The sequence below is a fragment of the Actinomadura sp. WMMA1423 genome (genome assembly GCF_006547145.1).
Classification (GTDB): domain Bacteria; phylum Actinomycetota; class Actinomycetes; order Streptosporangiales; family Streptosporangiaceae; genus Spirillospora.
In genome coordinates this window covers 3,862,138-3,886,506 of record NZ_CP041244.1, presented here as the reverse complement: position 1 = coordinate 3,886,506, position 24,369 = coordinate 3,862,138, and the positions used below count along the sequence as shown (strand labels likewise).

Sequence of the window (24,369 nt, the reverse complement as noted above, 5' to 3'; positions counted from 1 at the left end):
GAGGCGCAAGCTAACGAATGATGATCAAGCCGTCCAGACCCGGCGCGCCGGCCGGGCCCGGGAGGAGGCCGGTCAGGGCGTGTCGATGATCTCCTCGGGGCGCTGGCCGGTCACCAGGTAGACGACGTTCTCCGCGACGTGGACGGCGTGGTCGGCGAAGCGCTCGAAGTAGCGGCCGGCGAGCGTGATGTCGACGGCCGGCTCGACGCCGTGCTGCCACTTCGGCGACAGCAGGAGGTCGAACAGGCGCCGGTGGAGGCGGTCCATCTGGTCGTCGTCGGCGTCGAGTTCGAGGCCCATCTCGACGTCCTGCGACGCGATCACGCTGCCCGTCTTGGCGATCATCCGCTCCGCGATCTGCCCCATCTCCAGGACGATCGCCTGCAGCTCCGGCGGCACCGCCGACTCGGGATGGCGGCGCCGGGCCGTCTTGGCGATGTGCACGGCGAGGTCGCCCATGCGCTCCAGGTCGCCGCTCATCCGCAGCGCCGTGATCAGGGTGCGCAGGTCGCCCGCGACGGGCTGCTGGCGGGCCATCAGGTCGAACACCGTCGCCTCGATGGCGGCATCGATCTTGTTGACGTGCTCGTCCCCGCTGATGACCTCCTCCGACAGCCGCAGGTCGGCGTCCAGGAGGGCGGTCACCGCGCGGGCCATCGCGGACCGGACGAGGCGGGTCATCTCCACCAGACTGTCGGTGAGGGAGTCGAGTTCCTCGTGGTAGGCGTCGCGCACTTCGAATCCTTCGATGTCTACGGGGGCGGGGCAGGGCGGACTCGCCCACGCCACAGCCTGCCCTACGGCTGTGAACGCGTCCGGTGGCGAAGGTGAACTTTCGGCTAACGAGAAGGCGCTGACCAGGCCCGGCGGGGGGCGTCACTCCGATCGCCGCTTACGATCCGAGGTGTGGAGGTCGAGATTATCGCGAGCCTGACCGGGCTCGCCGGGCTCGCGATAGGGCTCGCGACTGGATTGGCGGTGCGGGTGAGCGAGCGAGCCCAGCGGACGACGGTCACGGCGAACCCGGTGGGCAGCCTGCCCCCCGGCGTCGCCTCGGTCCTGAGCGTCCTGCGGTCCTCGGCCGTCGTTGTGGACAGTGAAGACCGGGTGCTGCGGGCCAGTTCGGCGGCGCGCGCGTACGGCCTGGTCAGCGGCGACCACCTGCTGGTGGACGAGGTGCTCGCCATGACCCGGCTCGTCCGCCGCGACGGGGAGATCCGCGAGACCGAGATCCAGGTCGCGCCCGCCGGCGGCCGCCGCCGCGCCGAGGGGCGCTGGTTCGCGGTCCGCGTCGCGCCGCTCGGGTCGCACGGGCTCGTCCTCGTGCTCGCCGAGGACCTCACCGAGATGCACCGCACCGAGGCGATCCGCCGCGACTTCGTGGCGAACGTCAGCCACGAGCTGAAGACCCCGGTGGGCGCGCTGGCCCTGCTCGCCGAGACCGTCGAGGGCGCCGCCGACGACCCCGAGGCCGTCCGCCGGTTCGCCGGCCGGATGCAGTACGAGTCGGTGCGGCTGACCAACCTCGTCCAGGACCTGATGACGCTGTCGCGCGTCCAGGGGGCCGAGCCGCTGCCCGAGCTCACCCCGATCGACCTCGACGAGGTGATGGCCGAGGCGCTCGACCGCTGCCAGATCAAGGCCGCCGCCAAGGACATCGACCTCGCGTCCGGCGGCGAGGACGGGCTGCGGGTCCGCGCCGACCAGGAGCTGCTGGTCACCGCGCTGCGCAACCTCGTCGACAACGCCGTGGCCTACAGCCCCGAGCACACCCGGGTCGTCGTGTCGACCCGGAGGTCCGACGAGTGGCATGTCGAGATCAACGTGACCGACCAGGGCATCGGCATCCCCCACGCCGAGATCGAGCGGATCTTCGAGCGGTTCTACCGGGTCGACCCCGCCCGCTCCCGCCAGACCGGTGGCACCGGCCTCGGCCTCGCCATCGTCAAGCACGTCACCAGCAAGCACGGCGGCGACATCACGGTGTGGAGCAAGGAGGGGCACGGGTCGACGTTCACGATCCGGCTCCCGCTCCTCGACACACCGCGCCGCCCCGCCGGGACGACCGCAGCCGCACCAGACAACACCGCCCGGGAGGCAACACCGTGACCCGCGTGCTCGTCGTGGAAGACGAGGAGTCCTTCAGCGACGCACTGTCGTACAACCTGCGCAAGGAGGGGTTCGAGGTGGCCGTCGCCGCCACCGGCCCCGACGCGCTGGACATCTTCGAGCGCAACGGTGCCGACCTCGTGCTCCTGGACCTGATGCTGCCCGGCCTGCCCGGCACCGAGGTGTGCCGGGAGCTGCGCTCGCGGTCCAACGTCCCGGTGATCATGCTGACCGCGAAGGACAGCGAGGTCGACAAGGTCGTGGGCCTGGAGCTCGGCGCCGACGACTACGTCACCAAGCCGTTCTCCACCCGGGAGCTGATCGCCCGGATGCGGGCCGTGCTGCGCCGCCAGGGCGAGGTCGAGGAGCCGACCCCCGCCACGCTGGAGGCCGGGCCCGTCCGGATGGACGTCGAGCGGCACGTCGTCAGCGTCGGCGGCGAGCCCGTCCAGCTCCCGCTCAAGGAGTTCGAGCTGCTGGAGGTGCTGCTCCGCAACGCCGGCCGCGTCCTCACCCGCATGCAGCTGATCGACCGCGTGTGGGGCGCCGACTACGTGGGCGACACCAAGACCCTGGACGTCCACATCAAGCGCCTCCGCGCCAAGATCGAGGAAGTCCCGTCCACCCCCCGCTACATCGTCACCGTCCGAGGCCTCGGCTACAAGTTCGAGCCCTAGCCGCGCGCTTTGGCCGGGCACGGTGGTCGCTCGCGGGACGGAAGCGGCCGTGGCCGCCGGGGTGGTCTGTGGACCGGCCCCGGCCGCCACGGCCGCGGTGTCGTTCTGCACTGTTCCGCTCCGCCGCTACGGGCGGGCCGGAAAGTGCGCTGATGGGCCCGGAACGCGACCCGGTCGAGTCTAGGCCGCTTCGCTGGACCGGTCGTCCGCCTCGACGGTGCGGGCGGGACCGGCGTCCAGGGGCCTCCAGCAGTACGTGCCGGCGACTTCGCGCAGCACCGGATGCATGGCTGCCGGGTCGCCGGCCCAGGCGCGCGCGTTGCGCACCAGTTTCTCGTGCCCGGGCCGCAGCAGTTCTTGGACGTCGCCGCCCCGCTGTTCGTGGAAGGCCGCGTACCGCGCGCAGTCTCCGATGGCCCAGCGGACGATGCGCAGCACTCCTTCGTAGACCCGGGAGTCGAAGAAGCGGGCGGAGCGGCACCCCGGGTCGATGCCCTCCTCCGGCAAGGGCGCGTCTCGGTACAGGCGCTGGACCGGGTCGCCCTGGGCGTCGATCCGGTCGGGCGTCAGTTCCGGGCCGCTGGTCAGGACCTCGAGCATCGTGATCGCGGCCCTGTTGCGAAAGGTCAGGCCCTCCAGATGCGGATCATCCGGTAACTCCAGCAGGCTGTTGCCGCCACCGCAGGCGTCCGCCTCGAGGTCGAACAGGTAGCCCCTGTCCGCGTGCGGACACGGGTCGTCGTATGCCGCCGCCCGGAACAGGTAGAAGCCACGCACCAGAGTCGCCCTGGCGTCCGGCCAGTACATCGCCTTCAGAGCCGCCCGGGTCGTGCCACGTAACCCGTTGTCGACCAGGATGATGTCGTGCGGCGGTTCGGGGTCGTCCACCGGCAGGCCCGCCCTGCGCAACAGGGTTATCAGGTTCTCGGACGCGCCGGCCATCGACTCCGTCGACACGGTCGGCCTCCGAATCAGCTTCCCGAGCATGCGGTCCAGCTCGGGAAAGCTCCTGCCGTGCTCGATTCGCAGATCCGCCAGTGCGCTCGCGATGGTCGGCCGGTTGGTGCGGACCTCGACCAGCCGCTTGTGCAGCGCCGGATCGAGATGGCGGATGCCCTCCCCGATGTTCTGGGCGTCGCGGCCCAGCAACACGATCAGCGCGCCGCGCGCGGCTTCTGCCCGGAGGTCTGCGAGCATCCGATGCGTGCCCCGTACGTACAGCGGCGCGATCATCTCGCGTGCGACGTCGTACACGTCACCGAGAGCGGTCGCCACCCGTCGCCGGTCGGCGCCGGAGGCGATCGAGTACAGCCCCTCGCAGGTCAGGACCGCGTTGACGGCAGTCCCACGAGATTGTCTGATTTGTCTGGGGTGGTTCGTCACTACGACGCACTCCTTGAATCTTGTTTGTGTCCCTCACGGCCCTTGGCCGCAGAGGAGACCGTCCTGCATCGCAGAGCCGCGACAACCGGCGAGGGCCGCGCGGCGCGCCCGGTTGCGGGGGCGCGACGGTGAGAAAGGAGGGCCGATTGGTCGCCCTGTGAGGTCCCGATGGAGGTTGCTGGACGGCTCCGCTCAGGGAAGCGGCCTCACGGGTGGGCGACGGGCGCCCGCACGGACTCCGAGTTCGAGCACTGACCGCACGAAAGAACGGCCCGTCCCCTGAGGGGGCGGGCCGTTCTGTGTGTGCGGGTGCCGGCTATGCGGCGGCTGGGGACTCCGTGGTGGTCGGGGACTGCGACGATTCCGGCCCGCCCTGCTCGGCGCCCGGGGACGGGGACGTGCTCATCTCCCCGCTCGGCGTCTGGCCGGGGGTTTGGCCCGGGGACTGCGGGGCGGGGGAGTCGGGCAGCGGGTAGTCGGTGTACTCGCCCTGCCGCGCCACCACGGGGATCTGGAACTCCACGGACCCGGCGCGCTCGAACCGCATCGTCAGCGGGAGCGTGTCTCCGGCGCGCAGTTCCTTGTTGAGCTTGGGCAGCACCACCAGCGGCTGCTCGCCGCCGGTGTTCGGCGTGGCCGACGGGCCGCCGCCGCCCTGCGGGCCGGAGGTGTTCCCCGAGGTCGGCGTCTCGGACACGTTCGGCGTCGCGCCCTGGCCGGTCGGCTCGGGCGTGGCGCCGCCGGACGGCGAGGTCGAGGGCGTGCCGCCGGACGGCGAGGCGCCCGGCTGCTGCTTCTTCTTGCCGCCCTGCTGCCGCGACGGGGTCGGCGTCGCCGAGGGCTTGCCGAGGAGCCTGGTGAAGCTGCCCGTCCCGTCCTGGGCGGCGGGCGGCAGCACGAGGGAGCCACCGTCGATCTTCGCCTCGCCGCCGAACGCCGGGGAGCTCACCGAGACCAGGCGGTCCTGCCGGCCCTTCACCTGGTTGATGACCACGCCGTAGAGGGCCATGTCCGCGCCCGGGGCGATCGGCCGTCCCGCCTCCTGGCCCAGCAGGAACATGTGGCGCAGGTCGATCTGCGCGGCGCCCGGCCTGTCCTTCGGCACCGAGACGTTGACGCCCTCGGTCAGCTGCGTGGGGGCGGCGGTCTGGGGCTTCTCGCCGGCGCCGCAGCCGGAGACCACGGGCGCGACGGCGACGGCGCCCGCGATGGCGAGCACGACCACTCGACGGCTGTTTCGGATCACGGCGTCGGTCTCCTCGCGAAATATCAGTTGAAGAGGTGGCTTCAGAGAGTTGTGGGGCTGGCGTGAGATACGCCAGGGGAAGCGTAGCGAGGTTCCACCGCCGACCCCTCTCCGGGGTGGCCGACACGCCTGAACCGGGCGCGGCCGCGAGAGCGGACGCGCCCGCGGGCCCCGGCCGGGAGGCTAACCGGAACGGAGGCTCTCGACCTTGCCGGTGAGCGCGGGTCCGGGCCGGGGCGCCCGGACGACCTCGCCGACCACGCCGTCCGGCCGCACGAAGACGGCGGTGATGCCGGTTCCGGTGGGGCCGGGCGTTCCGGGCGCGGGCGAGTAGGCGCCGGCCAGGACGCCGTCGCGGTCCTCCAGGATCTGGGGTGCTCCGTTGTGGGCGGTGCCCGCGCAGGCCCTGAGCTCCTTCAGGGACGCGGGCTTCCCGGCCCCCGCGGGGCGCGGGTCGGCGACGAGCCAGAAGTTCAGCGTGTACTCCCGCGTCCGGCCGGCGAGCTCGGCCACCACGCGCTCGCACCGGTACCCGGGCGGGACGATGGCGATCACGCCGGGACGCAGGTCCCGCAGCCGGGTCGAGGTGCGGTCGGCGGTCACGAGGTCGACCCGGCGGTCGGGCAGGAGCCCGCCGACCCTGCCCGGGCTCGCGGAGGGGCGAGGAGCCAGCTGGGCGCTCGTGGGCCGGGGCGCGGGACGGGGACCGAGCGCGGTCATCAGGACGCCGCTCAGCAGCGCGACGAGCAGCGCCCCGGCGATGAGGGGTATGGCGATCCCGAACCGGGTCAGCGGGCGGTAGAGCCGCCGCACCCGCGCCCTGCGCCGCCGGCGGCGCCTCTCGCGGTGGTAGGCCACGACGTCCCGCTCCAGCTCGCGGGCGTCATCGGGCACGACGACGTCAATGCGCGGAAGCCCGTAGTCGTCGGGCTCCGGGTCGCCGCCGTCCGGCCTCACGCGGCACCTCCCTCACCGATCGGTGTTCCCGCGGGACGCGCGTTCCCGTCCGTCCTATTAAGACCCTTCCGGGCGCTTCGTACCCGCGCGGCCCGGCGTGCTCACATCCCAGTATGGAACCCGTCCGCCCCGTCGGCGCGACGATGCTTGTCCCCGGGGGCCGGTTACCGGTAAAGGCGCGCGAGCTGGATCGCGGTGTTCCCTCGGCTACGCTGGGTGTGGAGAACTGGACGACGATGCACCAATAAAGGGGTTTGTCAATACCCCAATATGTGGCTTGACCTGGGCATTTGTCGAGAAGGCGGGTTCGGGCACGCTCGTTTCCGTGCTACCCTGGTTCTAGCGGAAGGGGTACTTGTCACATGACTTTCCAGGTCGGCGACACCGTCGTCTACCCCCACCATGGGGCTGCTCGGATCGAGGCCATCGAGACTCGCACCATCAAGGGTGAGGACAGGACCTACCTGGTCCTGAAGGTTGACAAGGGCGACCTGACGGTTCGGGTCCCGGTCGAGAACGTCGAGGACGTGGGCGTCCGGGACGTCGTCGGCCAGGACGGGCTGGAGAAGGTGTTCGAGGTGCTTCGCGCACCCTACACCGAAGAGCCCACCAACTGGTCGCGCCGGTACAAGGCGAATCTTGAGAAGCTCGCCTCCGGCGATGTCAACAAGGTCGCGGAGGTCGTCCGCGACCTCTGGCGGCGCGACAAGGAGCGCGGCCTGTCCGCGGGTGAGAAGCGGATGCTCGCCAAGGCGCGCCAGATCCTTGTCAGCGAGCTCGCGCTCGCCGAGAAGACCAACGAGGACAAGGCAGAGGCGCTGCTCGACGAGGTCCTGGCCAGCTGAGCGGCCGACCGCGTTGAACGAACGGCTCCCTCGGGTGGGCGTCGGTACCGACGTCCACCCGTTCTCGTCCGAGCCGCGCCCCCTGTGGGTGGCCGGGCTCGAATGGCCGGGTGAGGGCCACGGCCTCGCCGGTCACTCCGACGGCGACGTCGCGGCGCACGCCGCCTGCGACGCGCTGCTGTCGGCCTGCGGTCTCGGCGACCTCGGCGCCGTCTTCGGCACTTCGGACCCGCGCTGGTCCGGCGCGTCCGGCGTCGACCTGCTGCGCGAGGTGGCCCGCCGCGTCGACGACGCCGGCTGGACCATCGGCAACGTCGCCATCCAGATCATCGGCAACCGGCCCAAGATCGGCAAACGTCGCGCCGAGGCGGAGAAGACCCTCACCGAGGCGCTGTTCGGCGCCCCGGTGACCGTCTCCGCCACCACCACCGACGGCCTGGGCCTCACGGGCCGCGGCGAGGGCCTCGCGGCCATCGCCAACGCCCTCGTCCTCCCGCCCGCCTAGCCCGGCGCCTGCGCTCCGCGCCTGCTCTACGCGGGGGACGGGTGGACCGTGCCGGTCACCTCGCCCAGGGCGATGCGAGAGCCGGCGGCGCCCGGTGCCTGGGCTCGGAGGGTCACGGTGTCGCCGTCCTCGAGGAACGTGCGCTCCGTACCGTCGTCCAGCAGCAGCGGCTCCTGGCCGTTCCAGCTGAGCTCCAGCAGGCAGCCGCGCTGCTCGCGTTCGGGTCCCGACACCGTGCCGGACGCGAACAGGTCGCCCGTGCGGAGCGGGGCGCCGTTCACCGTGGCGTGCGCGAGCTGCTGCGGGGACGTCCAGTACATCGACGCGAACTTCGGCCGCGCCGCCACCCGCCCGTTGATCAGGATCTCCAGGTGCAGGTCGAGGCCCCACGGCTCCTCGGACCGCAGGTAGGGCAGCGGCGCGGGGTCCTGGACGGGCGGCGACACGCGGGCCGGCTCCAGCGCCGCGACCGGCACCACCCACGACGAGACCGACGTCGCGAACGACTTGCCGAGGAACGGGCCGAGCGGCTGCGACTCCCATCGCTGAATGTCGCGCGCGCTCCAGTCGTTCACGAGCACGAACCCGAACACGTGGTCGCGGAACGCGCCGGCCGCCACGCCCCGCCCGGCCGAGGAGGGGACGCCCACGACGAAGCCGACCTCCGCCTCGAAGTCCAGGCGCTGCGAGGGGCCGTAGACGGGTTCCGGGTCGTCCTTCGCCCGCCGCTGCCCGCAGGGCCGGATGATCGGAGTCCCGGAGGGGTACACGGTCCCGGCGCGGCCATGGTAGGCGACCGGCATGTGCTTCCAGTTCGGCGGCAGGGGCTCGCCGTCCGGCCGCATGATCCGTCCCGCGTTCGCCGCGTGGTGCTCGGAGGAGTAGAAGTCGACGTAGTCGGCGACCTCGAACGGCCTCTGCATCTCCACGTCCGCGACCGGGATCAGGTGCGGCTCCACCCGGTCCCGGTAGGCCTCGTCGGTGAGCAGCTCCGTCACGCGCTCCCGGTTCGCCCGCCAGGCGGCGCGTCCGGCGACCATGAAGGCGTTCAGCGACCCGGAGGCGAAGTAGTGCCGGTCCTCCACCAGGCCGGCGGCCGACATCTCGGCGAGGTCGAGGACGCGGTCGCCGATGGCCACACCGACGCGCGGCAGTTCCCCGGGCCGAGAGAAGATCCCGTACGGCAGGTTCTCGATGCCGAAGCCGCCGTCCTGGCTGCCCTCGACCCACGAAACGGTCGTCATGGCGTCATATCTTCCCCAGCCGCCTGCCTTTCATCCGGGGCGGCCAGATCAGCCCGCGGCAGAGGAAAGGCGGCTTTCCAGATCAGGGCGGCGGCCTCCGGAACCGGCCTCCGCCCGTCCCTATTCGGCGGGCGGGGTGGGGCCGCTGCGGAAGTTGCTCGACGGCGGCGGGTTCCAGTCGCCCCTGGTCGAGCGGTCTCCCAGGTCGGGGTCCGTCGCCGAGGGGTCTCCGGCGTCGGGGTCCTCGGCGCGGTCGGTGGGCGGGTCGTCGTGCTCGTCCTCGTCCGTCCCGTCGGTGTCGGGCAGCACGATGTCGGGACGGGTCGTCGAGGCGGTCGGGGACTGCCTCTCGACGGCGTCCTTGCCCCGGACCAGCTCGACGTCCGTCGGGAGCAGGTCCGGCACCGAGTCGAGCGGCGGGCGCGGCTGCGGGAGCGGTTCCAGCGGCGGCGCGGGCTCCGACGACAGGCTCTCCTCGTAGTCGAAGGGGTCGAACTCCTCCGGCGCGGGCCCGGCCTTCGCGGCGGGCCACTCGCGCCCGTCGTCCTTGAAGGGCAGGATCGGCTCCCGCTCCGGTTCGGGCTCGCTGTCGCGCACCGGCTCAGGATCGGGTTCGCGCACCGGATCAGGCTCGCGTTCCGCCGGCTGCCCGTCCGAGAAGGCGGGCGACGGCTCCCCGTCCTGCCCGGCGGGCGCCTCCAGCGCGAGCGGGGGCGCCGCGGGCCCCAGGACCTTGACGTGGCCGCGCTGCGTCTCGGCCGGCGCCTCGTCGCGGCGGGCGGACCGCGCCGCCGTCCGGATCTGCTTGACCATCGTCAGCCACAGCCAGACGGCGATCACGAGCATGGCGTGCGGCGCGACGGCGACGCCCGTGCGCACCGCGTCGTCCGGCAGCGCGCCGAACCCCCGGACCGAGTGCTGGACGGAGAGCGCGGCGCCCCCGGCGAGGAGCAGGAGCAGCAGCGTCCAGCGCGGCAGCCGCGTCCACCAGCGGGCGCCCCGGGCGACGACGAGCGACAGGATCGTCACGGCGGTGAGGGTGTCGGCCATCGCGGGATACAGCGGCGCCCAGCGGCGGCTCACCCCGCCGGCGATGGCGAGCTCGCGCAGGACGTCGTAGGTCAGCGCGAACGCGCCGCCCGCCAGCGCGGCGACCACGAGGCCGGCGGCGCCGGTGAGCAGCAGCCGCTGCGCGCGCGTGTAGGAGGGCCGGGTCGGATCAGTCGGCATGTCTCTCGTTCCGGAAGGGAGGGGTCCTCCGCCGAGGTTAACCAGCCTGGACGCCGCCGAACCGCAACTTCTTAGTGATCACTGTGACGCTGCGCACTATAAGTGGGGAGACGTACGGTATTGGCGAGGACAAGGGCAGAGGGAGGCGGCGATGGCGTCCGGCAGGTTCGTGGTGGTCGAGCGGGCCCGCGCGGCCGGGTAGGGCCGCCGTGGCGCCTCCCGGGGACCGTCTCGGCGAACCGGTCCGGATCTTCGACGGGCGGTCCGCCGCCCGCCGCACGTGGGCGTGGCTCGCGCTGCTGTGCCTGGCCGCGGCGGCCCTGGTCCCGGCGGCGATCGTGTACCTGCACGACCGCGTGTGGCCGGTCGGCGTCCCGGCGCTGCTCCTGGCGATGGGCTACGCGGCGGCCGCCGGATGGCTCGCGGGACGCGACCGGCCGCGCCTGCGGGCCCGCGTCGCCGTCCTGCACACCGGCGGGTTAGCGGTCACGGGGCCGGGCGGCGGGGCGTACGCGTGGGACGAGCTCGTCTCGGTGACGGTCGCCGGCATCCCCGGCGGCCCGGGCGGGCGCGTCCGGTGGCGCTTCACCGTCGTCGCGCACGACGGGACCGTGCTGCGGCTCGACGACGGCATCCCCGACGTGCGGAGGCTCGGGATGGCCGTCGCGCAGGAGGTGACCGCCCGGATCGTCCCGCGCCACCTGGCGGCGGTGAAGGCGGGGGAGTCCGTCCGGATCGGCCCGTTCAGTGTGGACCTGGACGGAGTCGGGAAGGACGGCGAACGGCTGCCCTGGAGCGCCGTCCGGGACGTGGTGATCGGGGACGGGCTGGTGACCGTGCACGCCCGCCCCGGCCGGTCCGGTCTCGCGGCGGTGGCCTCCCAGATGCCGGACGCGCTGGCGTTCTGCGTCCTGTGCCACCAGGTCAGGAGCCTGACCGAACATTTCTGAAGATCTTCTCGCGGGGGATGTCGAGAACCGGCCGGCGGCTCCGATCCTTCTGTGACGGGCCCGCGGGCGGGGCCGTCCGGCGAGCCGGCGGCTCGCCGCGAGACCCGACGACGAGGAGACGACCGTGAAGTACATGCTGCTGATCTTCAACCGCCCCGGCTTCGTGGAGGAGCTGACCGAGCAGGAGCGCACCGCCCTTTTCGGCGAGGTCGACGCGATCATGAAGGAGCTGTCCGAGTCGGGCGAGCTGGTCGGCGGGCAGGCGCTGGCCGACCCGTCGCTGACCAAGACCGTCGTCGGCGTGGACGGCCGGCCGGTCGTGACCGACGGCCCGTTCCTGGAGGCCAAGGAGCACTTCGCCGGCTACGTCGCCGTCGACTGCGAGTCGCAGGAGCGGGCGGTGGAGATCGCCTCGCGCTGGCCGGACGTCAGGTTCGGCGGGCGCATGGAGGTGAGGGCGGTCATGCACGACTCCGGGACGGAGATGTGAGGACGCCCCCGGCCGTCGAGGACCTGCTGCGCACCCTCGCGCCGCAGGTCCTCGGCACACTCGTACGGCGGCACGGCGCCTTCGACGCGTGCGAGGACGCCGTGCAGGAGGCCCTGCTCGCCGCCGCCGTGCAGTGGCCGGGGGAGGGCGTGCCGGAGAATGCGCGCGGCTGGCTGCTGACGGTCGCGACCCGGCGGCTCACCGACCAGTGGCGCAGCGAGCGGGCCCGCCGCGACCGCGAGGCCGCGGTGTTCGCGGAGGAGCCCGCCGAGCCGGGCCCGGACGAACACCGCCCGTCCGACCGCGACGACACGCTGACGCTGCTGTTCCTGTGCTGCCATCCGGCGCTGTCGCCGCCCTCGCAGGTCGCGCTGACGCTGCGGGCGGTCGGCGGCCTGACGACGGCGCAGATCGCCCGCGCGTTCCTCGTCCCGGAGGCGACGATGGCGCAGCGGGTCAGCCGGGCAAAGCAGAAGATCAGGGCGGCGGGCGCGCGGTTCGCGGCGCCCCCGCCGCAGGAGCGGGACGAGCGGCTGCGGGCCGTCCTGCACGTGCTGTATCTGATCTTCAACGAGGGCTACACCGCGTCCAGCGGCCCCGACCTGCAGCGCGCGGACCTCACCGCCGAGGCGGTCAGGCTCGCGCGGGCGCTGCACCGGCTGCTGCCCGGCGACGGCGAGGTGACCGGGCTGCTCGCGCTGATGCTGCTCACCGACGCGCGCCGCGCGGCCCGCACCGCGGAGGGCGGCCTGCTGGTGCCGCTCACCGAGCAGGACCGGACGCTCTGGAACGCCGAGGCGATCCGGGAGGGGACCGCCCTGATCACCGACGCGCTCACCTGGTCGCCGCCCGGCCCTTACCAGGTGCAGGCAGCGATCGCCGCCGTCCACGCCGAGGCCGCCCGGCCGCAGGACACCGACTGGCCGCAGATCCTCGCGCTGTACCGGCTGCTCGGCCACCTGGCGCCGAACCCGGTGGTCACGCTGAACGAGGCCGTCGCGCTGGCCATGGTGGACGGGCCGTCCGCCGGCCTGGACCTGCTGCGCACCCTGGACGGCGACGCCCGCCTGGCGGAGCACCACCGGCTCGCGGCCGTCCGGGCCCACCTGCTGGAGATGGCCGGCGACGCGCCGGCCGCGCGGGAGGCGTACCGGGACGCCGCCCGCGCCACCACGAGCCTGCCCGAGCGGCGCTACCTGGAGGAGCGCGCCGCCCGGCTCAACGAAGGAGTCCCTGATGGGAAAGCTTGACGTCCCCGGCGCGACCCTGCACTACGAGGTGCGCGGCTCCGGGCCCGTGCTGCTGCTGATCTGCGGCGGTATCTACGACGCGGCGGGCTACGCCGGGCTCGCCGGAGCGCTGGCCGAGCGGTACACGGTCGTGGCGTACGACCGCCGCGGCAACTCGCGCAGCCCGCTCGACGGGCCGCCGGAGCCGCAGCGCGTCGAGGTGCACGCGGACGACGCCGCCCGGCTGCTCGCCGAGGTCGGGGACGGCCCGGCCGTGGTGTTCGGCAACAGTTCGGGCGCGGTGATCGGGCTGGATCTGGCCGCGGGGCATCCCGAGCAGGTGCGGGCACTGGTCGCCCACGAGCCGCCGCTTCTGACGATGCTGCCGGACGCGGAGCACTGGGAGGCCGTTCTCGCGGACGTGGAAGCCGCCTACCGGGAAGGCGGCGCAGGCCCCGCGATGGGGACGTTCGGCGCCGCGATGGGCATGGGCGGCGGCGAGGCGTCCGAGGACGGGGAGGAGGCCGGAGCGGAGCAGGGCGTCGAGGAGCGGGAGCCGCCGAGCCCGGAGATGCTGGAGATGTTCGCCCGCTTCGAGAGGAACACCGACTTCTTCGTCGGCTACGAGGTGCCGGGCTTCGGGCGGTACGCGCCCGACGTGGAGGCGCTGCGCGGGTCGCCGGTCCGGATCGTCCCGGCGGCGGGGGCGGAGTCCGCCGGCGAGCCCCCGCACCGGGCCGCGCTCGTGCTGGCCGAGGCGCTCGGGACGTCCGCCGAGATCTACCCCGGCGACCACGGAGGCTTCGGCCCGCACGCCGCCGAGTTCGCGGCCCGGCTGGAAGAGGCGTTCCGGTGAACGGGGCGGCGGCGTGACCCGATGGCACAGGGCGGCCTGTGCGATGCGCCACGTAGCCGGACGCGGATCCAATAACCTGAACCCGTGAGCCTGCGCCTTTACGACACCGGAACCCGTAGCGTCCGCACGTTCGAGCCCCTGGAAGAGGGCCGCGTGGGGATGTACGTGTGCGGCGCGACTCCGCAGGCGGCCCCGCACATCGGGCACCTGCGCTCGGGCGTCATCTACGACGTCCTGCTGCGCTGGCTGCGGGCGTCCGGCTACGAGGTGACGTTCGCGCGCAACGTCACCGACGTCGACGACAAGATCATCGCGGTGGCGGCGGAGCAGGGCGTGCCGTGGTTCGCGGTCGCCGAGGGCAACCAGCGCACGTTCAACCAGGGTTACGACCTGCTCGGCTGCCTGCCCCCGACGATCGAGCCGCGCGCCACCGGGCACGTCCCGGAGATGATCGTGCTGATGCGCCGGCTGATCGACAACGGCCACGCGTACGCGGCGGGCGGCGACGTGTACTTCGACGTCAAGTCCTGGGCCGACGAGTACGGCGCGCTGTCGAACCAGCGGCTGGAGAACATGCGCTCCGCCGGCGACACCCCCAACGAGGAGCTCAAGCGCGACCCGCGCGACTTCGCGCTCTGGAAGGGCGCGAAGCCCGGGGAGCCGTCCTGGGAGACGCCGTGGGGCGACGGGCGCCCCGGCTGGCACCTGGAGTGCTCGGCGATGGCGACCCGCTACCTCGGCCCGGCGTTCGACATCCACGGCGGCGGCGTCGACCTGATCTTCCCGCACCACGAGAACGAGATCGCCCAGTCCCGCGCCGCCGGCGACGGCTTCGCGCGCTACTGGCTGCACAACGGCCTCCTCACCGTGGACGGCGAGAAGATGAGCAAGTCCGTCGGCAACGTGGTGCTGCTGCCCGACCTGCTGGGCAAGGCCCGCCCGGTCGAGGTGCGCTACTACCTCGCCTCGGCGCAGTACCGCTCGCTGATGGACTACACCGACGCCGCCCTGGCCGAGGCCGTGTCCGCCTACCAGCGGATCGAGGGGTTCGTGACGCGGGCCTCGGAGCTCGTGGGGGCCGGTTCGCCGTCCTCCGTTCCGTCCGCGTTCGCCTCGGCGATGGACGACGACCTGGGCGTCCCGCAGGCGCTGGCGGTGCTGCACGAGACCGTCCGGGAGGGCAACAGCGCCCTGGCGTCCGCCGACCGCGACGCGGTGAAGCAGCACCTGGCGGCCGTCCGGGCGATGGCAGGCGTCCTCGGCCTCGACCCGCTGTCGCCGCAGTGGCGGGCCTCAGGCGAGGACGACCTGCGCCCCGTGGTCGACGCCCTGGTCAAGGTGGCGCTGGAGCAGCGGCAAGCGGCCCGCGGACGCAAGGACTACGCGGCCGCCGACGCCATCCGCGACAGCCTCTCGGAGGCCGGCATCGTCGTCGAGGACACCCCGCAGGGCCCCCGCTGGGAGCTCAAGCGCGGCTGACCGTGCGTGGCGCACGCCGCGCGGCGGATAGAATCGAGCGTTCGCGGGGGTTTCGTCGCCGTCCGCTGAGATCTTGAGCCGCCCGGCCGGGGCGAGCACGCAATCGTCGCGAGGGGCGTAACCGACAATGGCCAAGCAAAAGGGCAAGGGACCGACTCCCAAGGCGCAGGACCGGCACTGGCACGGCAAGCGCCAGAAGGCCCGCGCCGCGAAGAACTCCAAGCGCACCGGCACCCCGACGCTGGGTCCGGGCGGGCGCGCCCAGGGCCCGGCGGAGACCCGCCCCTCGGGGCGTCCGGCCGGCGCGCGGCGCGCGACCGGTGAGGTGCCCGAGCTGGTCACGGGCCGCAACCCGGTCGTCGAGGCGCTGCGCGCGGGCGTCCCCGGCACCGCCCTGTACGTCATGTCCGACACCGACGAGCGCGTGCGCGAGTCGATCCAGCTCGCCGCCGACCGCCGCATCCCGCTGCTGGAGACCGGCAAGAACGAGCTCGACCGGCTGACCGACGGCGCCGTCCACCAGGGCATCGCGCTCCAGGTCAAGCCCTACCGGTACGCGCACCCCGACGACCTGCTCAAGGGCACGGCGCCGCTGATCGTCGCGGTGGACGGCATCACCGACCCGCGCAACCTCGGCGCGATCGTCCGGTCCGCGTCCGCGTTCGGCGCGACCGGCGTGGTCGTCCCCGAGCGGCGCGCGGCGGGGGTCACGGCCGGTGCCTGGAAGTCGTCGGCCGGCACCCTCGCGAACGTCCCGGTCGCGCAGGCCACCAACCTGTCCCGCCAGCTCAAGGCCTACCAGAAGGCGGGCTGCTTCGTCGCCGGGCTCGACGCGGGCGGCGGCATGACCGTCGCCGACCTGGAGCTCGCCACCGGGCCGTTCGTGCTGGTCGTGGGCTCGGAGGGCAAGGGCCTCGGCCGCCTCGTCGCCGAGACCTGCGACATGCTCGTGACGATCCCGATGCCGGGCAAGGCCGAGTCGCTCAACGCCGGAGTGGCCGCGGGCATCGCGCTGTACGAGATCAGCCGCCTCCGCGCCTGAGATCGGAAATAATCTCAACGTTCATAGACTTGACGTTGAGGTGACTCAGACGACAGCGCTCGCCGCCCCGGCCCTCCGCACCCGCTACGCCACCGACCTCGCCCTGGCCGCCTTCGCACCCGCGAGCTGGGGCACCACCTACGTCGTCACCACCACCCTGCTGCCCGACGGCCGTCCGATGCTCGCCGCCACCATGCGCGCCCTGCCCGCCGGCCTCGTGCTGCTCGCCGCCACCCGCCGCCTACCGCGCGGCGACTGGTGGTGGAAGTCGATCGTCCTCGGCCTGCTGAACTTCGGCGCCTTCTTCCCGCTGATCTTCTTCGCCGCCTACCGGCTCCCCGGCGGCGTCGCCGCGACGATCGGATCCGTCCAGCCCCTGGTCGTGGCCCTGCTGTCGCTCGGCGTCCTGCGGATCCGCCCGGCCCGCGCCGTCCTGTACTCCGCCCTCGCCGGCACCGGAGGCGTCGCGCTGCTGACCCTGAGCGCCGACGCCCGCCTCGACCCGCTCGGCATCGCCGCCATGCTCACCGCGACCTCGCTCATGGCCACCGCGATCATCCTGGCCAAGAAGTGGGGACGTCCCGAATCGCCGCTGGTCATGACCGGATGGCAGCTCACGGTCGGCGGCCTCGTCCTCCTGCCGCTCACCCTCGCGGTGGAGGGCGCCCCGTCCTCGCTGACCGGTGAGAACGCCCTGGGCTTCGCCTACCTCGGCATCGTCGGCACCGCGATCGCCTACGCCCTGTGGTTCCGCGGCATCGACCGCCTGCCCCCGACCTCCGTCTCCCTCCTCGGCCTCACGAACCCGATGGTCGCCACCCTGGCGGGCCTCCTGATCCTCGGCCAGACCCTCACGCCGTGGCAGGTCGTCGGCTTCACCATCGCCCTGGGAGCTCTGGTCGCGGGCCAGTCCCTCAACCGGCGACCGCGACCCGCCGTCTCCTGAGGAACGCCTTCTCGGCCTCGTCCTCGGTACGTTCGAGGGCCTCGTCATAGGCCGCGGCGGCCTCCACGTCCCGTCCCAGCCGCCGCAGCAGATCGGCGCGAACCGCATGGAACAGGTAGTACCGGCCGAGGTCGAGCCCCTCCACCAACTCCAGCGCGGCCCCGGCCCCCCGCACCTCGCCCACCGCCACGGCCCGGTTGAGCGCCACCACCGGACTCGGCGCCACGACCATCAACTGGTCGTACAACTGGAGAACCTGATCCCACCGGGTGTCCTCGACCCGCCCGGCATCGCTGTGCACCGCGTTGATGGCCGCCTGGATCTGGTAGGGCCCGGGCCTCCCGATCCCCAGGCACTTCCGGACGAGCGCCTGCCCCTCATGCACGAGCCCCCGATCCCAGAGCCCGCGATCCTGCTCGCCGAGCAGCACCAGCTCCCCGTCCCGCCGCCGGGCGGCCCTGCGGGACTCGACGAGCAGCATCAGCGCCAGCAGTCCCAGCACCTCGGGCTCGTCCGGCATCAGCTCCCGCAGCACCCGCCCCAGCCTGATCGCCTCGCCCCCCAACTCCTCGCGCCCGCCATAACCCTGGTTGAACACCAGGTACACCACGGCGAGAACCCCGGAGAGTCGTTCGGGCAGTTCGGGCAGTTCCGGCACCCGGTAGGGAATCCCGGCGTCCCGGATCTTCGCCTTGGCCCGCACGAGCCGCTGCGCCATCGTCTTCTCCGGCACCAGGAAGGCCCGCGCGATCTCCGCCGTCGACAACCCGCCCAGCAGCCGCAGCGTCAGCGCGACCCGCGCCTCCATCCGCAGCGCCGGATGGCAGCACGTGAAGATGAGCCGCAACCGGTCGTCCATGAGGGGCTCCTCGACCGGCTCGACCACGTTCAGCAGCACGGCCTGCGCGTACTTCCCGGCCCGCGCGGCCTCCCGCCGCAACCGGTCGATCGCCTTGTTCCGCGCCGTCGTGATGATCCACCCCGCCGGACTGGGCGGCACCCCCTCCTTCGGCCACCTGCGCACCGCCTCGGCGAACGCCTCCTGGACGGCCTCCTCCGCCACGTCCAGGTCCCCGAACACACGGCCCAGCACGGCCACCGCGCGCCCGTGCTCCTCCCGGAAGACCCGCTCGATCACACCTCGCCCTGGAACGGCCGCACCTCGATCGGCAACCCCGTGACCTGCGTGAACCTGGCCGCCACCTTCAACGCCGCGTCCAGATCCACCACCTTGACGACGGTGATGCCGCCGATGAACTCCTTCCCCTCCGTCCACGGCCCGTCCGTCGCGATCACCTCGTCCCCCCGCATGCACACCACCGTGCTGGCCTCCGGCTGCTCCAGCCCCCGCCCGAACACCCAGCACTCCTGCCGCTCCAGGTCCCGCCGAACCTCGGCGAGCTCCGCCATCACCGGCTCCAACACCTCCGGCGGCGGGATCTCCCCGACCGGCTGAATGATGTTGAGCACATACAGCTTCATCCCCTCCTCCTTCCCCTACACCCAGTCCTTCCCCACCCACCCCGCCCCGCGCACCCGCGGCGGCCACCCCACCCCTGAACGAACGCGCCCCCACCAGATCGACACGCTCCCCCAGAAAACCCGGATCCCCCCGAGCCCCCAAGTCGACTACGATGCGGGACGAGCCCGCCGGCGTAGCTCAATTGGCAGAGCATCTGTCTTGTAAACAGAAGGTTAGGGGTTCAAGTCCCCTCGCCGGCTCCCACCTCAAAGCCCCCTTCCGGGTCTTGGAAGGGGGCTGTTTGCTCCACCGTGGGAGCCACGGGATTCAGTCGCCGAACGGGGCGCCGATCATGGCCTCGGGCGCTGCGCGTGTGTCGTCAACGGACCAGGTGTCCTTTGTGATGGCGATGGCCGCGTGGCCATGGATCTCCGGGATGTTCAGCGGCAGCGAGCCCCTCGGTTGCTGCAGCTCATGTGGATGCCTGGGGCCGGGTCCCGCGCACTTGGCCAGGTGGGAGAAGTTGTCCGGGGTGGTAGGCGTGCCCACCTCGAACGAAGGTCAGCCCGCTTCACCAAGCGATTCCCGGTGACTCTCACGGTGGGGCGGGAGGCCCCCTTCCCTGATCGGAAGGGGGCTTGAGTTGGGAGCCGCGAGGGGATTCGAAGCCCTGACCCTTTGTTAGACGATCATTGGTCCGGTTCGGATCTTTCGTCCCTCTGTCCGAGGGGGCTCGGCGTCGCCGAACTCGGCATCAGCGAAGGGTGAGCAGGGCGGCGGCCACGTGGCTGCCGGGCCGCACGCCTGGTGGGATGGCGAAGACGGCGCTGCCGGTGTGCCGTATGAAGGCGTTCAGGCGGTCGGACTTGTCCAGCTTGCGCTGGAGGCGGACGAACTCCGCGGGATCGCGCAGATAGGCGCAGAAGAGAACGCCGCTGTCATACCTGGAGTGGCCGCTGCCCGAGTGGTCGGGCATGTCCTCGCCGTGGTCGTGGGCCCCGTCCCCTGCGTCGTGATGGTGGTCCGCCGGGGCTGGCCCGTTCAAGCCTTGGAAGCCGTAGTCGTAGTTGTACGAGCGGCGCAGCATCGGGACGTCCCGGACCAGAGCCAGGTGGGAGTCGGTGGGGATGAGGAGCCCGCCGTCCGGTCCGGCCTTGCGGAGGTCGGGGGTGCTGAACTCGTGCCCGCCACTGAGCGGGGCGCCGTTGTCGCGCCGCCGTCCGATCGTCTGGTCCTGGGTGCGCGTGGTGGAGGTGTCCCATTTCGGCAGGTCCATACGGATCTTGCGGAAGACCAGATAGGTGCCGCCGGAGAACCAGGCCGGTTCGTCCGCCGTGGACCAGACGGCGTCGTCGAACTGGGCGGTTCCCGGCCGGGGGTTGGCGGTGCCGTCCTTGTGGCCGAAGAGGTTGCGCGGAGTCGAGTCGCCGAACATGCCGAGGAAGCCCTGCTGGCTCCAGCGCAGTCGGGCCACTCCCGGGGCGCGGCTGCGGAGGGTGCGGAAGGCGCGGCTGACGGTCTGGAGGTCCTCGCCGCAGATCTGGACGAGCATCTCACCGCCGCTCCATGCCGGCTCCAGCCGGTCCTCGCCAAACGAGGGAAGAGGGCTGAGCAGGCGGGGTCGGTCACGTTTCCGCCCGATCCGCTCGAACAGGCTCGGACCCAAGCCGAAGGTGACGGTCAGCCGGGCCGGTTCAAGGCCGTCGGCGATGCCGGAGTCGGCGGGGACCTCCGGGCGGGCGAACGGCATCGGGCCGGGCGGCCGTCCCTGCGTGAGCCTTTCGGCGGCGGCCGACCAGCCTTGGATGAGCCGCTGGAAGTTGGCCGCGACCTGCTCGGTGGTCAGCCGGTTGTCTTCGCGTGGGTCGGTGGTCTCCAGGTCGAAGGCAGCGAAGATCGCGTACCGCTGCTGCGGCGTGGCGATGCCCGCCTGGTGTGCCCCGTGGTACGGCTCGGTTCTTCGCTGCGTACCAGATGGGCGTGCGGGGGCGGCGTCGCGGCCGCCCGCCGCGAGCGCTCCACCCAACGCCGCGGCAGTGCCGGCGGTCGCCGCGAACGTGGTGAGAGCGGCGCGCCGCGACCACGGGCTTCCTGTCTTTTCGCTCATGGGGTTCACTCCGTGTCCGTCAACCTTCAGGTTCTCTGAAGCCTAGGCCAGGCTTCAGGGAGCCTGAAGGTGGGGTACCGAAAGTGAGGGAGGTTCGGCTCCGTATCAGGTCAGGAGGTGATGCGTCCCGCGAAAGCGGTGCGCACCGCTTCTCCGATCCTCCGATGGACCGGGTCGGCGCCCGGGCCGAACATCCGGTCGTCGACCTCGGCCGCAGCCCGCTGGGCGGCCTCCAGCAGGCGGCCCCCCTCTGCCGTGATCTCCAGCGTCGAGGGCGAACCCGCGCGGGCGTTGCTGTCGCGCACCAGGCCCGCGGCGGCGAGCGCCTTCACCGCTCCGTGCGCGCTCTGCACGGTGATCCCGGACATTCGCGCCAGATCGCTGAACGACGCCCCCGGCACGACGCCGATGTGGGCGAGCAGCCCGAGCCTGCTGACCGTGAGGTCCAGCGGCGCCAGAAGGGCGTTGAGGTCGGTCTCGATTCGACGCGCCAGTGACAGCAGGAAGATGGAGGTGCTCATCACTGGGGGGCCGGGACGGCCGTCGTCGGTGGTCACCGTCCCAGTGTCCCCCACAGTGGGTTCCCGCGATCGGACCGGTCGGCTGCCCGGGCCGTCCCTAAGTCCTTTTCGTGGTCGCCTCGACCGGACGATCAGTGCTGCCAGCGAGCTTCTGCACACATCCTGTGCCGGCGGCCGCGTCTGCGATCAGGCCTGGAGATCTGGGCGCGGCTGGACGGTGTGGTCGGCCGCCACCGGCATGGGCCGTGCTCGCCCTTGGCGCGGCGCCTGGACGCCGACCGTTGGCGTACTGCACTCACATCGTCCCGAGTGCAGTGGCTCATGCGGATGCCATTCGCCACTCCTGCCGGGACCGGCCACCGGCCCGGGATCGACAGCACATCATCGGGTACCGGCAGCCCTCGTGCGGCGCCAGGTCATGAACGCAAAGGTCACGCAGAGCGAGGCGACGCCCAGCGACAGCACCGGGGCCGCGAATCCCGTGATCGTCGGCCTCTTCGCGTCGACTGCGGTGCGCTCCGGCCGGGACGGCACGTACCGTACCCGGACCCGTGCGCCGACCTTCGGCATCTCCACCCAGCCGTCCTGGCCGATGGAGGCCCGTACCCGCCGCCCCGTGGAGGTCGTGAAGACCACATCCGCGTACTTTGTCGACTTGTTCCCGGACCCTCTATTGACGACGACACCGGACGTCTCCAGCCCCTCCCGCGCCCGCTGGACCTCGTCGAAGACGAGTACCGAGGCGATCATGGCGAACATCAAGGCGAGCACTGCGAGGACCGCCGCCCCACCCCCGGGAACCTCCACCGGGCGCCGAGCCTCCGAGGCGGTCGTCCGAAGTCGTTCCTGATGCCGCCGCTGGAGTGCCGACATCCACGGTCGCTGGCTCATCGTGCCTCCTCACTTCCCCTGTGACGTCCTCGGCGGTCATGCCGTTTCCCGTGTCGGCGGTCCTGTCCGCCTATGGCCATGGCGACATCCGTGAGCCACGCGGACGGATGACCTCACGGGCGCCGAGGAATTGGCCTCCCCATCTTCTGGAGCAAGGGCCCCGACGGCCCGTGCTGGTCCCTTCGTCGCCCTGACACTGAGTGCGAAGGCCACAACGAGAACCGGAATCCTGCTGGCCTATCTGCCGACCGACAAGAATTGCCGACCATGCTGGCCTGGAAATGGTGGGGCGTGGGGGGAAGGTGGGCGCTTTCGGTCTTCAAGGGTGCTCGTAGGGTCGGTAGGCTTGCGTTATGCGGATTGTCGCGGTGGCCGATACGCACACCTATCATCACGAGCTCGTCGTTCCCGAGGGGGATGTCTTCGTGCACGCCGGTGACCTATGCCGACGGGGCCAGGACCTCAAAGAGCTCGAGGACGCCGCCGACTGGATAAAAGACCTTCCGCATCGGGTGAAGGTGGTCGTCGCCGGTAACCACGACTGGATGTTCGTGGAAGAGCCCGGCCGTGCTCGCGCGATCCTGGCCGACCGTGGCATCCGGTATCTGGAGGACAGTGGAACGGAGATCTACGGCGTCACGTTCTGGGGCAGTCCCTGGCAGCCGGAGTTCAACGCGTGGGCGTTCAACCTTCCCCGAGGCCGTCCCCTTGCGGAGAAATGGGCCCTGATTCCGGACACCGTCGATGTCCTGGTCACGCATGGGCCCCCGCTTGGAATCGGTGATGCGAACGACTATCCCGGACGTCACGGTTGTGAGGATCTGCTGGCCCGGGTGCGGCAGATCCGTCCCAAGCTGCACCTGTTCGGTCACATCCACCAGGCCGGAGGGCTCTGGAACTACGACGGGACGACTTTCGCCAACGTCACCACATGGGAATGCGAGCGCGGCCCCACTGTGGTCCGCCTGGAGCCTTCGGGTGCTGTAGGCGAGGTCGTGCCGGCGGCGCGGACCCGCTGAACGTAGACCAGGCCGACCGGTACGGATGAGGAGTCAGGCGCTGGGGGCGTTGCTCCTCGGTGAGGGTGGGGCGGGGGTGAGTGCCCTGGACGGCGGCCACGACGGAGTCCGCGTCCTCGGTCGCGAGTTCGAGTCAGGGTGCGCGGCTGTACTCCAGATGGCAGCGACCAGGCGGACTCCGCGCGCGGCGCGCCTGAGCGGTCAGGGGAGGAGGGCCAGTTTGCCGGTGGTGGCTCGTGCCTCCAGTTCCGCGAGTGCTTTCGGGCCTCTGCCAGTTCGTAGGTCGTGGGACGGGTGGGGCCCAGCACTCCGGCTGCGAGGAGCGCGAACATCTCGGCCATGACCTCGCCGAAGAGTTGTGGTGCGGCCTGGATCAGGGTGCCGATGTTCAGGCCGATGAGGTGGATCTGGTGCTTGTAGACGAGGTCCCAGTTGGTGATCGCGGCTTCGCCCCCGGCCAGGCCGTAGACGACTACTCGGCCCGTCACCCGCTTGGCCGCGGCCAGGCTGGTGTCGAGGGTGGCGCCGCCGACCGACTCCAGGACCAGGTCTACGCCTGCGCCATCGGTCAGGCGCAGCACCTCGGCGGCCAGGTCGGGCCTGCGGGAGTCCAGGACGTGGTCGGCGCCTTGGGCCCGTGCCGCGTCGTGCTTGGCCGGCGATGCCGTGGCGATCACCGTCGCGCCGTAGTGCTTGGCCATCCTCACCGCGGCCTGGCCGGTCCCGCCGGCCGCGGCATGGATCAGGACGGTCTGCCCCTCGGCGACGCGGCCCAGCGGCTTGAGCGCCGCCAGCGCGGTCGGCCAGTTCACGACCATGCCGAGTGCCTGCTCATCGGACCAGCCCGGCGGGACCGGCAGCGCGGCCGCCGCGGGCAGCGTCATGTACTCGGCGAAGGCCCCGCCCGCGATGCTGACGCCGACCACGCGGGCGCCGGGCTTCGGGTCGCTCACCTCCTCGCCGACGGCGGTGACCTCGCCCGCCCCCTCGATGCCCGGCAGGTACGGGGGCCGCGGTCCGCCTGCGAACGTGCCGCGGGCCTGTGAGATGTCGACGTAGTTGACGCCGGCGGCGGTGACCCGGATCAGGACCTCGCCCGGTCCCGGGCTCGGGACCGGGGCGTCCGTGATCAGCCGCAGGTCCTGCGGGCCGTCCAGGGACGTCTGCTCCAGGGCGCGCAT

24 protein-coding genes, 1 tRNA gene and 1 pseudogene are annotated in these 24,369 nt (G+C 72.1%); 13 read left to right on the top strand and 13 right to left on the bottom strand.

The annotated features are described in order from the left end of the window. Window positions 1–72 precede the first annotated feature (72 nt). Window positions 73–735 carry a phosphate signaling complex protein PhoU gene (gene phoU, locus FKD65_RS17960; RefSeq protein WP_141578590.1) on the bottom strand — a complete coding sequence of 221 codons (663 nt, stop codon included), beginning with the start codon at window positions 733–735 and terminating at the stop codon, window positions 73–75. 171 nt (window positions 736–906) lie between these two features. Here phoU and FKD65_RS17955 point away from each other — a divergent pair, with 171 nt between their 5' ends. Further along, window positions 907–2,109 (top strand): cell wall metabolism sensor histidine kinase WalK, encoded by a 1,203-nt coding sequence (locus FKD65_RS17955; RefSeq protein WP_141578588.1) that lies wholly within the window; start codon window positions 907–909, stop codon window positions 2,107–2,109. After that, window positions 2,106–2,786 (top strand): response regulator transcription factor, encoded by a 681-nt coding sequence (locus FKD65_RS17950; protein ID WP_141578586.1) that lies wholly within the window; start codon window positions 2,106–2,108, stop codon window positions 2,784–2,786. The genes FKD65_RS17955 and FKD65_RS17950 overlap by 4 nt, the downstream gene beginning before the upstream one ends. A gap of 180 nt (window positions 2,787–2,966) precedes the next feature. On the opposite strand, the gene FKD65_RS17945 is transcribed toward FKD65_RS17950, so the two are convergent. From FKD65_RS17945 to FKD65_RS17935, 3 genes are all read right to left on the bottom strand, one after another. Then, on the bottom strand, window positions 2,967–4,169 hold the full coding sequence (locus FKD65_RS17945; protein ID WP_141578584.1) for a hypothetical protein: 1,203 nt from the start codon (window positions 4,167–4,169) through the stop codon (window positions 2,967–2,969). Between the two features lie 316 nt (window positions 4,170–4,485). After that, the gene (locus FKD65_RS17940) at window positions 4,486–5,415 is read right to left on the bottom strand and encodes a hypothetical protein (RefSeq protein WP_141578582.1); all 930 of its coding nucleotides are present in this window, start codon (window positions 5,413–5,415) and stop codon (window positions 4,486–4,488) included. Between the two features lie 183 nt (window positions 5,416–5,598). Then, window positions 5,599–6,372 carry a hypothetical protein gene (locus FKD65_RS17935; protein WP_141578580.1) on the bottom strand — a complete coding sequence of 258 codons (774 nt, stop codon included), beginning with the start codon at window positions 6,370–6,372 and terminating at the stop codon, window positions 5,599–5,601. Between the two features lie 362 nt (window positions 6,373–6,734). Between FKD65_RS17935 and FKD65_RS17930 the strand changes: the two genes are divergently transcribed. Together FKD65_RS17930 and ispF are read left to right on the top strand one after the other, a co-directional pair. Next, a complete protein-coding gene (locus FKD65_RS17930) occupies window positions 6,735–7,217 on the top strand; it encodes a CarD family transcriptional regulator (protein ID WP_021599843.1) in 483 nt (160 codons plus the stop codon). 34 nt (window positions 7,218–7,251) lie between these two features. Next, window positions 7,252–7,722 (top strand): 2-C-methyl-D-erythritol 2,4-cyclodiphosphate synthase, encoded by a 471-nt coding sequence (gene ispF / locus FKD65_RS17925; RefSeq protein WP_205718697.1) that lies wholly within the window; start codon window positions 7,252–7,254, stop codon window positions 7,720–7,722. A gap of 26 nt (window positions 7,723–7,748) precedes the next feature. Here ispF and fahA read toward each other — a convergent pair whose 3' ends face one another. Both fahA and FKD65_RS17915 read right to left on the bottom strand, forming a co-directional pair. Next, window positions 7,749–8,966 (bottom strand): fumarylacetoacetase, encoded by a 1,218-nt coding sequence (fahA, locus tag FKD65_RS17920; RefSeq protein ID WP_141578576.1) that lies wholly within the window; start codon window positions 8,964–8,966, stop codon window positions 7,749–7,751. A gap of 120 nt (window positions 8,967–9,086) precedes the next feature. Beyond that, entirely contained in the window at window positions 9,087–10,196 is a 1,110-nt protein-coding gene (locus tag FKD65_RS17915; RefSeq protein WP_141578575.1) for a DUF2637 domain-containing protein, read from the bottom strand. Between the two features lie 209 nt (window positions 10,197–10,405). Here FKD65_RS17915 and FKD65_RS17910 point away from each other — a divergent pair, with 209 nt between their 5' ends. The 7 genes from FKD65_RS17910 to FKD65_RS17880 all read left to right on the top strand — a co-directional run bounded on the left by FKD65_RS17910 (window position 10,406) and on the right by FKD65_RS17880 (window position 17,188). Then, window positions 10,406–11,146: a DUF6585 family protein gene (locus FKD65_RS17910; RefSeq protein ID WP_141578574.1), complete on the top strand. Its 741-nt coding sequence runs from the start codon at window positions 10,406–10,408 to the stop codon at window positions 11,144–11,146. 133 nt (window positions 11,147–11,279) lie between these two features. Then, on the top strand, window positions 11,280–11,636 hold the full coding sequence (locus tag FKD65_RS17905) for a YciI family protein (RefSeq protein WP_205718861.1): 357 nt from the start codon (window positions 11,280–11,282) through the stop codon (window positions 11,634–11,636). Then, the gene (locus tag FKD65_RS17900; protein WP_141578571.1) at window positions 11,633–12,886 is read left to right on the top strand and encodes an RNA polymerase sigma factor; all 1,254 of its coding nucleotides are present in this window, start codon (window positions 11,633–11,635) and stop codon (window positions 12,884–12,886) included. Before FKD65_RS17905 ends, FKD65_RS17900 begins: the two co-directional genes overlap by 4 nt. Further along, window positions 12,873–13,721, top strand: coding sequence for an alpha/beta fold hydrolase (locus FKD65_RS17895; protein WP_141578570.1), 849 nt, complete (start codon window positions 12,873–12,875; stop codon window positions 13,719–13,721). Before FKD65_RS17900 ends, FKD65_RS17895 begins: the two co-directional genes overlap by 14 nt. Window positions 13,722–13,805: 84 nt before the next feature. After that, window positions 13,806–15,200: a cysteine--tRNA ligase gene (gene cysS / locus FKD65_RS17890; protein ID WP_141578568.1), complete on the top strand. Its 1,395-nt coding sequence runs from the start codon at window positions 13,806–13,808 to the stop codon at window positions 15,198–15,200. 127 nt (window positions 15,201–15,327) lie between these two features. Next, window positions 15,328–16,242, top strand: a complete 915-nt coding sequence (rlmB, locus tag FKD65_RS17885; RefSeq protein WP_141578566.1) for a 23S rRNA (guanosine(2251)-2'-O)-methyltransferase RlmB — start codon at window positions 15,328–15,330, stop codon at window positions 16,240–16,242. 40 nt (window positions 16,243–16,282) lie between these two features. Further along, window positions 16,283–17,188, top strand: coding sequence for an EamA family transporter (locus tag FKD65_RS17880; RefSeq protein WP_240810209.1), 906 nt, complete (start codon window positions 16,283–16,285; stop codon window positions 17,186–17,188). On the opposite strand, the gene FKD65_RS17875 is transcribed toward FKD65_RS17880, so the two are convergent. Together FKD65_RS17875 and FKD65_RS17870 are read right to left on the bottom strand one after the other, a co-directional pair. Further along, window positions 17,157–18,326: an RNA polymerase sigma factor gene (locus tag FKD65_RS17875; RefSeq protein WP_141578565.1), complete on the bottom strand. Its 1,170-nt coding sequence runs from the start codon at window positions 18,324–18,326 to the stop codon at window positions 17,157–17,159. The genes FKD65_RS17880 and FKD65_RS17875 overlap by 32 nt on opposite strands. Then, the gene (locus FKD65_RS17870) at window positions 18,323–18,670 is read right to left on the bottom strand and encodes a YciI family protein (RefSeq protein ID WP_141578564.1); all 348 of its coding nucleotides are present in this window, start codon (window positions 18,668–18,670) and stop codon (window positions 18,323–18,325) included. The genes FKD65_RS17875 and FKD65_RS17870 overlap by 4 nt, the downstream gene beginning before the upstream one ends. A gap of 167 nt (window positions 18,671–18,837) precedes the next feature. Here FKD65_RS17870 and FKD65_RS17865 point away from each other — a divergent pair. Then, window positions 18,838–18,910: transfer RNA gene (locus FKD65_RS17865), tRNA-Thr, on the top strand. A gap of 67 nt (window positions 18,911–18,977) precedes the next feature. Here FKD65_RS17865 and FKD65_RS17860 read toward each other — a convergent pair. From FKD65_RS17860 to FKD65_RS17845, 4 genes are all read right to left on the bottom strand, one after another. Beyond that, complete coding sequence (locus FKD65_RS17860) at window positions 18,978–19,199, bottom strand: hypothetical protein (protein ID WP_141578563.1); 222 nt, start codon at window positions 19,197–19,199, stop codon at window positions 18,978–18,980. Window positions 19,200–19,404: 205 nt separating this feature from the next. Then, complete coding sequence (locus FKD65_RS17855; RefSeq protein ID WP_141578562.1) at window positions 19,405–20,757, bottom strand: Dyp-type peroxidase; 1,353 nt, start codon at window positions 20,755–20,757, stop codon at window positions 19,405–19,407. 110 nt (window positions 20,758–20,867) lie between these two features. Further along, entirely contained in the window at window positions 20,868–21,314 is a 447-nt protein-coding gene (locus FKD65_RS17850; protein WP_141578560.1) for a MarR family winged helix-turn-helix transcriptional regulator, read from the bottom strand. 345 nt (window positions 21,315–21,659) lie between these two features. Then, the gene (locus tag FKD65_RS17845; protein WP_141578559.1) at window positions 21,660–22,169 is read right to left on the bottom strand and encodes a DUF3592 domain-containing protein; all 510 of its coding nucleotides are present in this window, start codon (window positions 22,167–22,169) and stop codon (window positions 21,660–21,662) included. 353 nt (window positions 22,170–22,522) lie between these two features. Here FKD65_RS17845 and FKD65_RS45565 point away from each other — a divergent pair, with 353 nt between their 5' ends. Beyond that, a complete protein-coding gene (locus tag FKD65_RS45565) occupies window positions 22,523–23,188 on the top strand; it encodes a metallophosphatase domain-containing protein (RefSeq protein ID WP_141578556.1) in 666 nt (221 codons plus the stop codon). Between the two features lie 317 nt (window positions 23,189–23,505). On the opposite strand, the pseudogene FKD65_RS17835 reads toward FKD65_RS45565, so the two are convergent. Continuing rightward, window positions 23,506–24,369: pseudogene (locus FKD65_RS17835) on the bottom strand (zinc-binding dehydrogenase); the annotation flags it as partial.

Coding starts and splice junctions, on each gene's coding strand:
- FKD65_RS17915 (WP_141578575.1), bottom strand. CDS start 10,196: ATGCCGACTGATCCGACCCGGCCCTCCTACACGCGCGCGCAGCGGCTG.
- FKD65_RS17930 (WP_021599843.1), top strand. CDS start 6,735: ATGACTTTCCAGGTCGGCGACACCGTCGTCTACCCCCACCATGGGGCT.
- FKD65_RS17870 (WP_141578564.1), bottom strand. CDS start 18,670: ATGAAGCTGTATGTGCTCAACATCATTCAGCCGGTCGGGGAGATCCCG.
- FKD65_RS17855 (WP_141578562.1), bottom strand. CDS start 20,757: ATGAGCGAAAAGACAGGAAGCCCGTGGTCGCGGCGCGCCGCTCTCACC.
- fahA (WP_141578576.1), bottom strand. CDS start 8,966: ATGACGACCGTTTCGTGGGTCGAGGGCAGCCAGGACGGCGGCTTCGGC.
- FKD65_RS17845 (WP_141578559.1), bottom strand. CDS start 22,169: ATGAGCCAGCGACCGTGGATGTCGGCACTCCAGCGGCGGCATCAGGAA.
- FKD65_RS17905 (WP_205718861.1), top strand. CDS start 11,280: ATGCTGCTGATCTTCAACCGCCCCGGCTTCGTGGAGGAGCTGACCGAG.
- FKD65_RS45565 (WP_141578556.1), top strand. CDS start 22,523: ATGCGGATTGTCGCGGTGGCCGATACGCACACCTATCATCACGAGCTC.
- rlmB (WP_141578566.1), top strand. CDS start 15,328: ATGGCCAAGCAAAAGGGCAAGGGACCGACTCCCAAGGCGCAGGACCGG.
- FKD65_RS17895 (WP_141578570.1), top strand. CDS start 12,873: ATGGGAAAGCTTGACGTCCCCGGCGCGACCCTGCACTACGAGGTGCGC.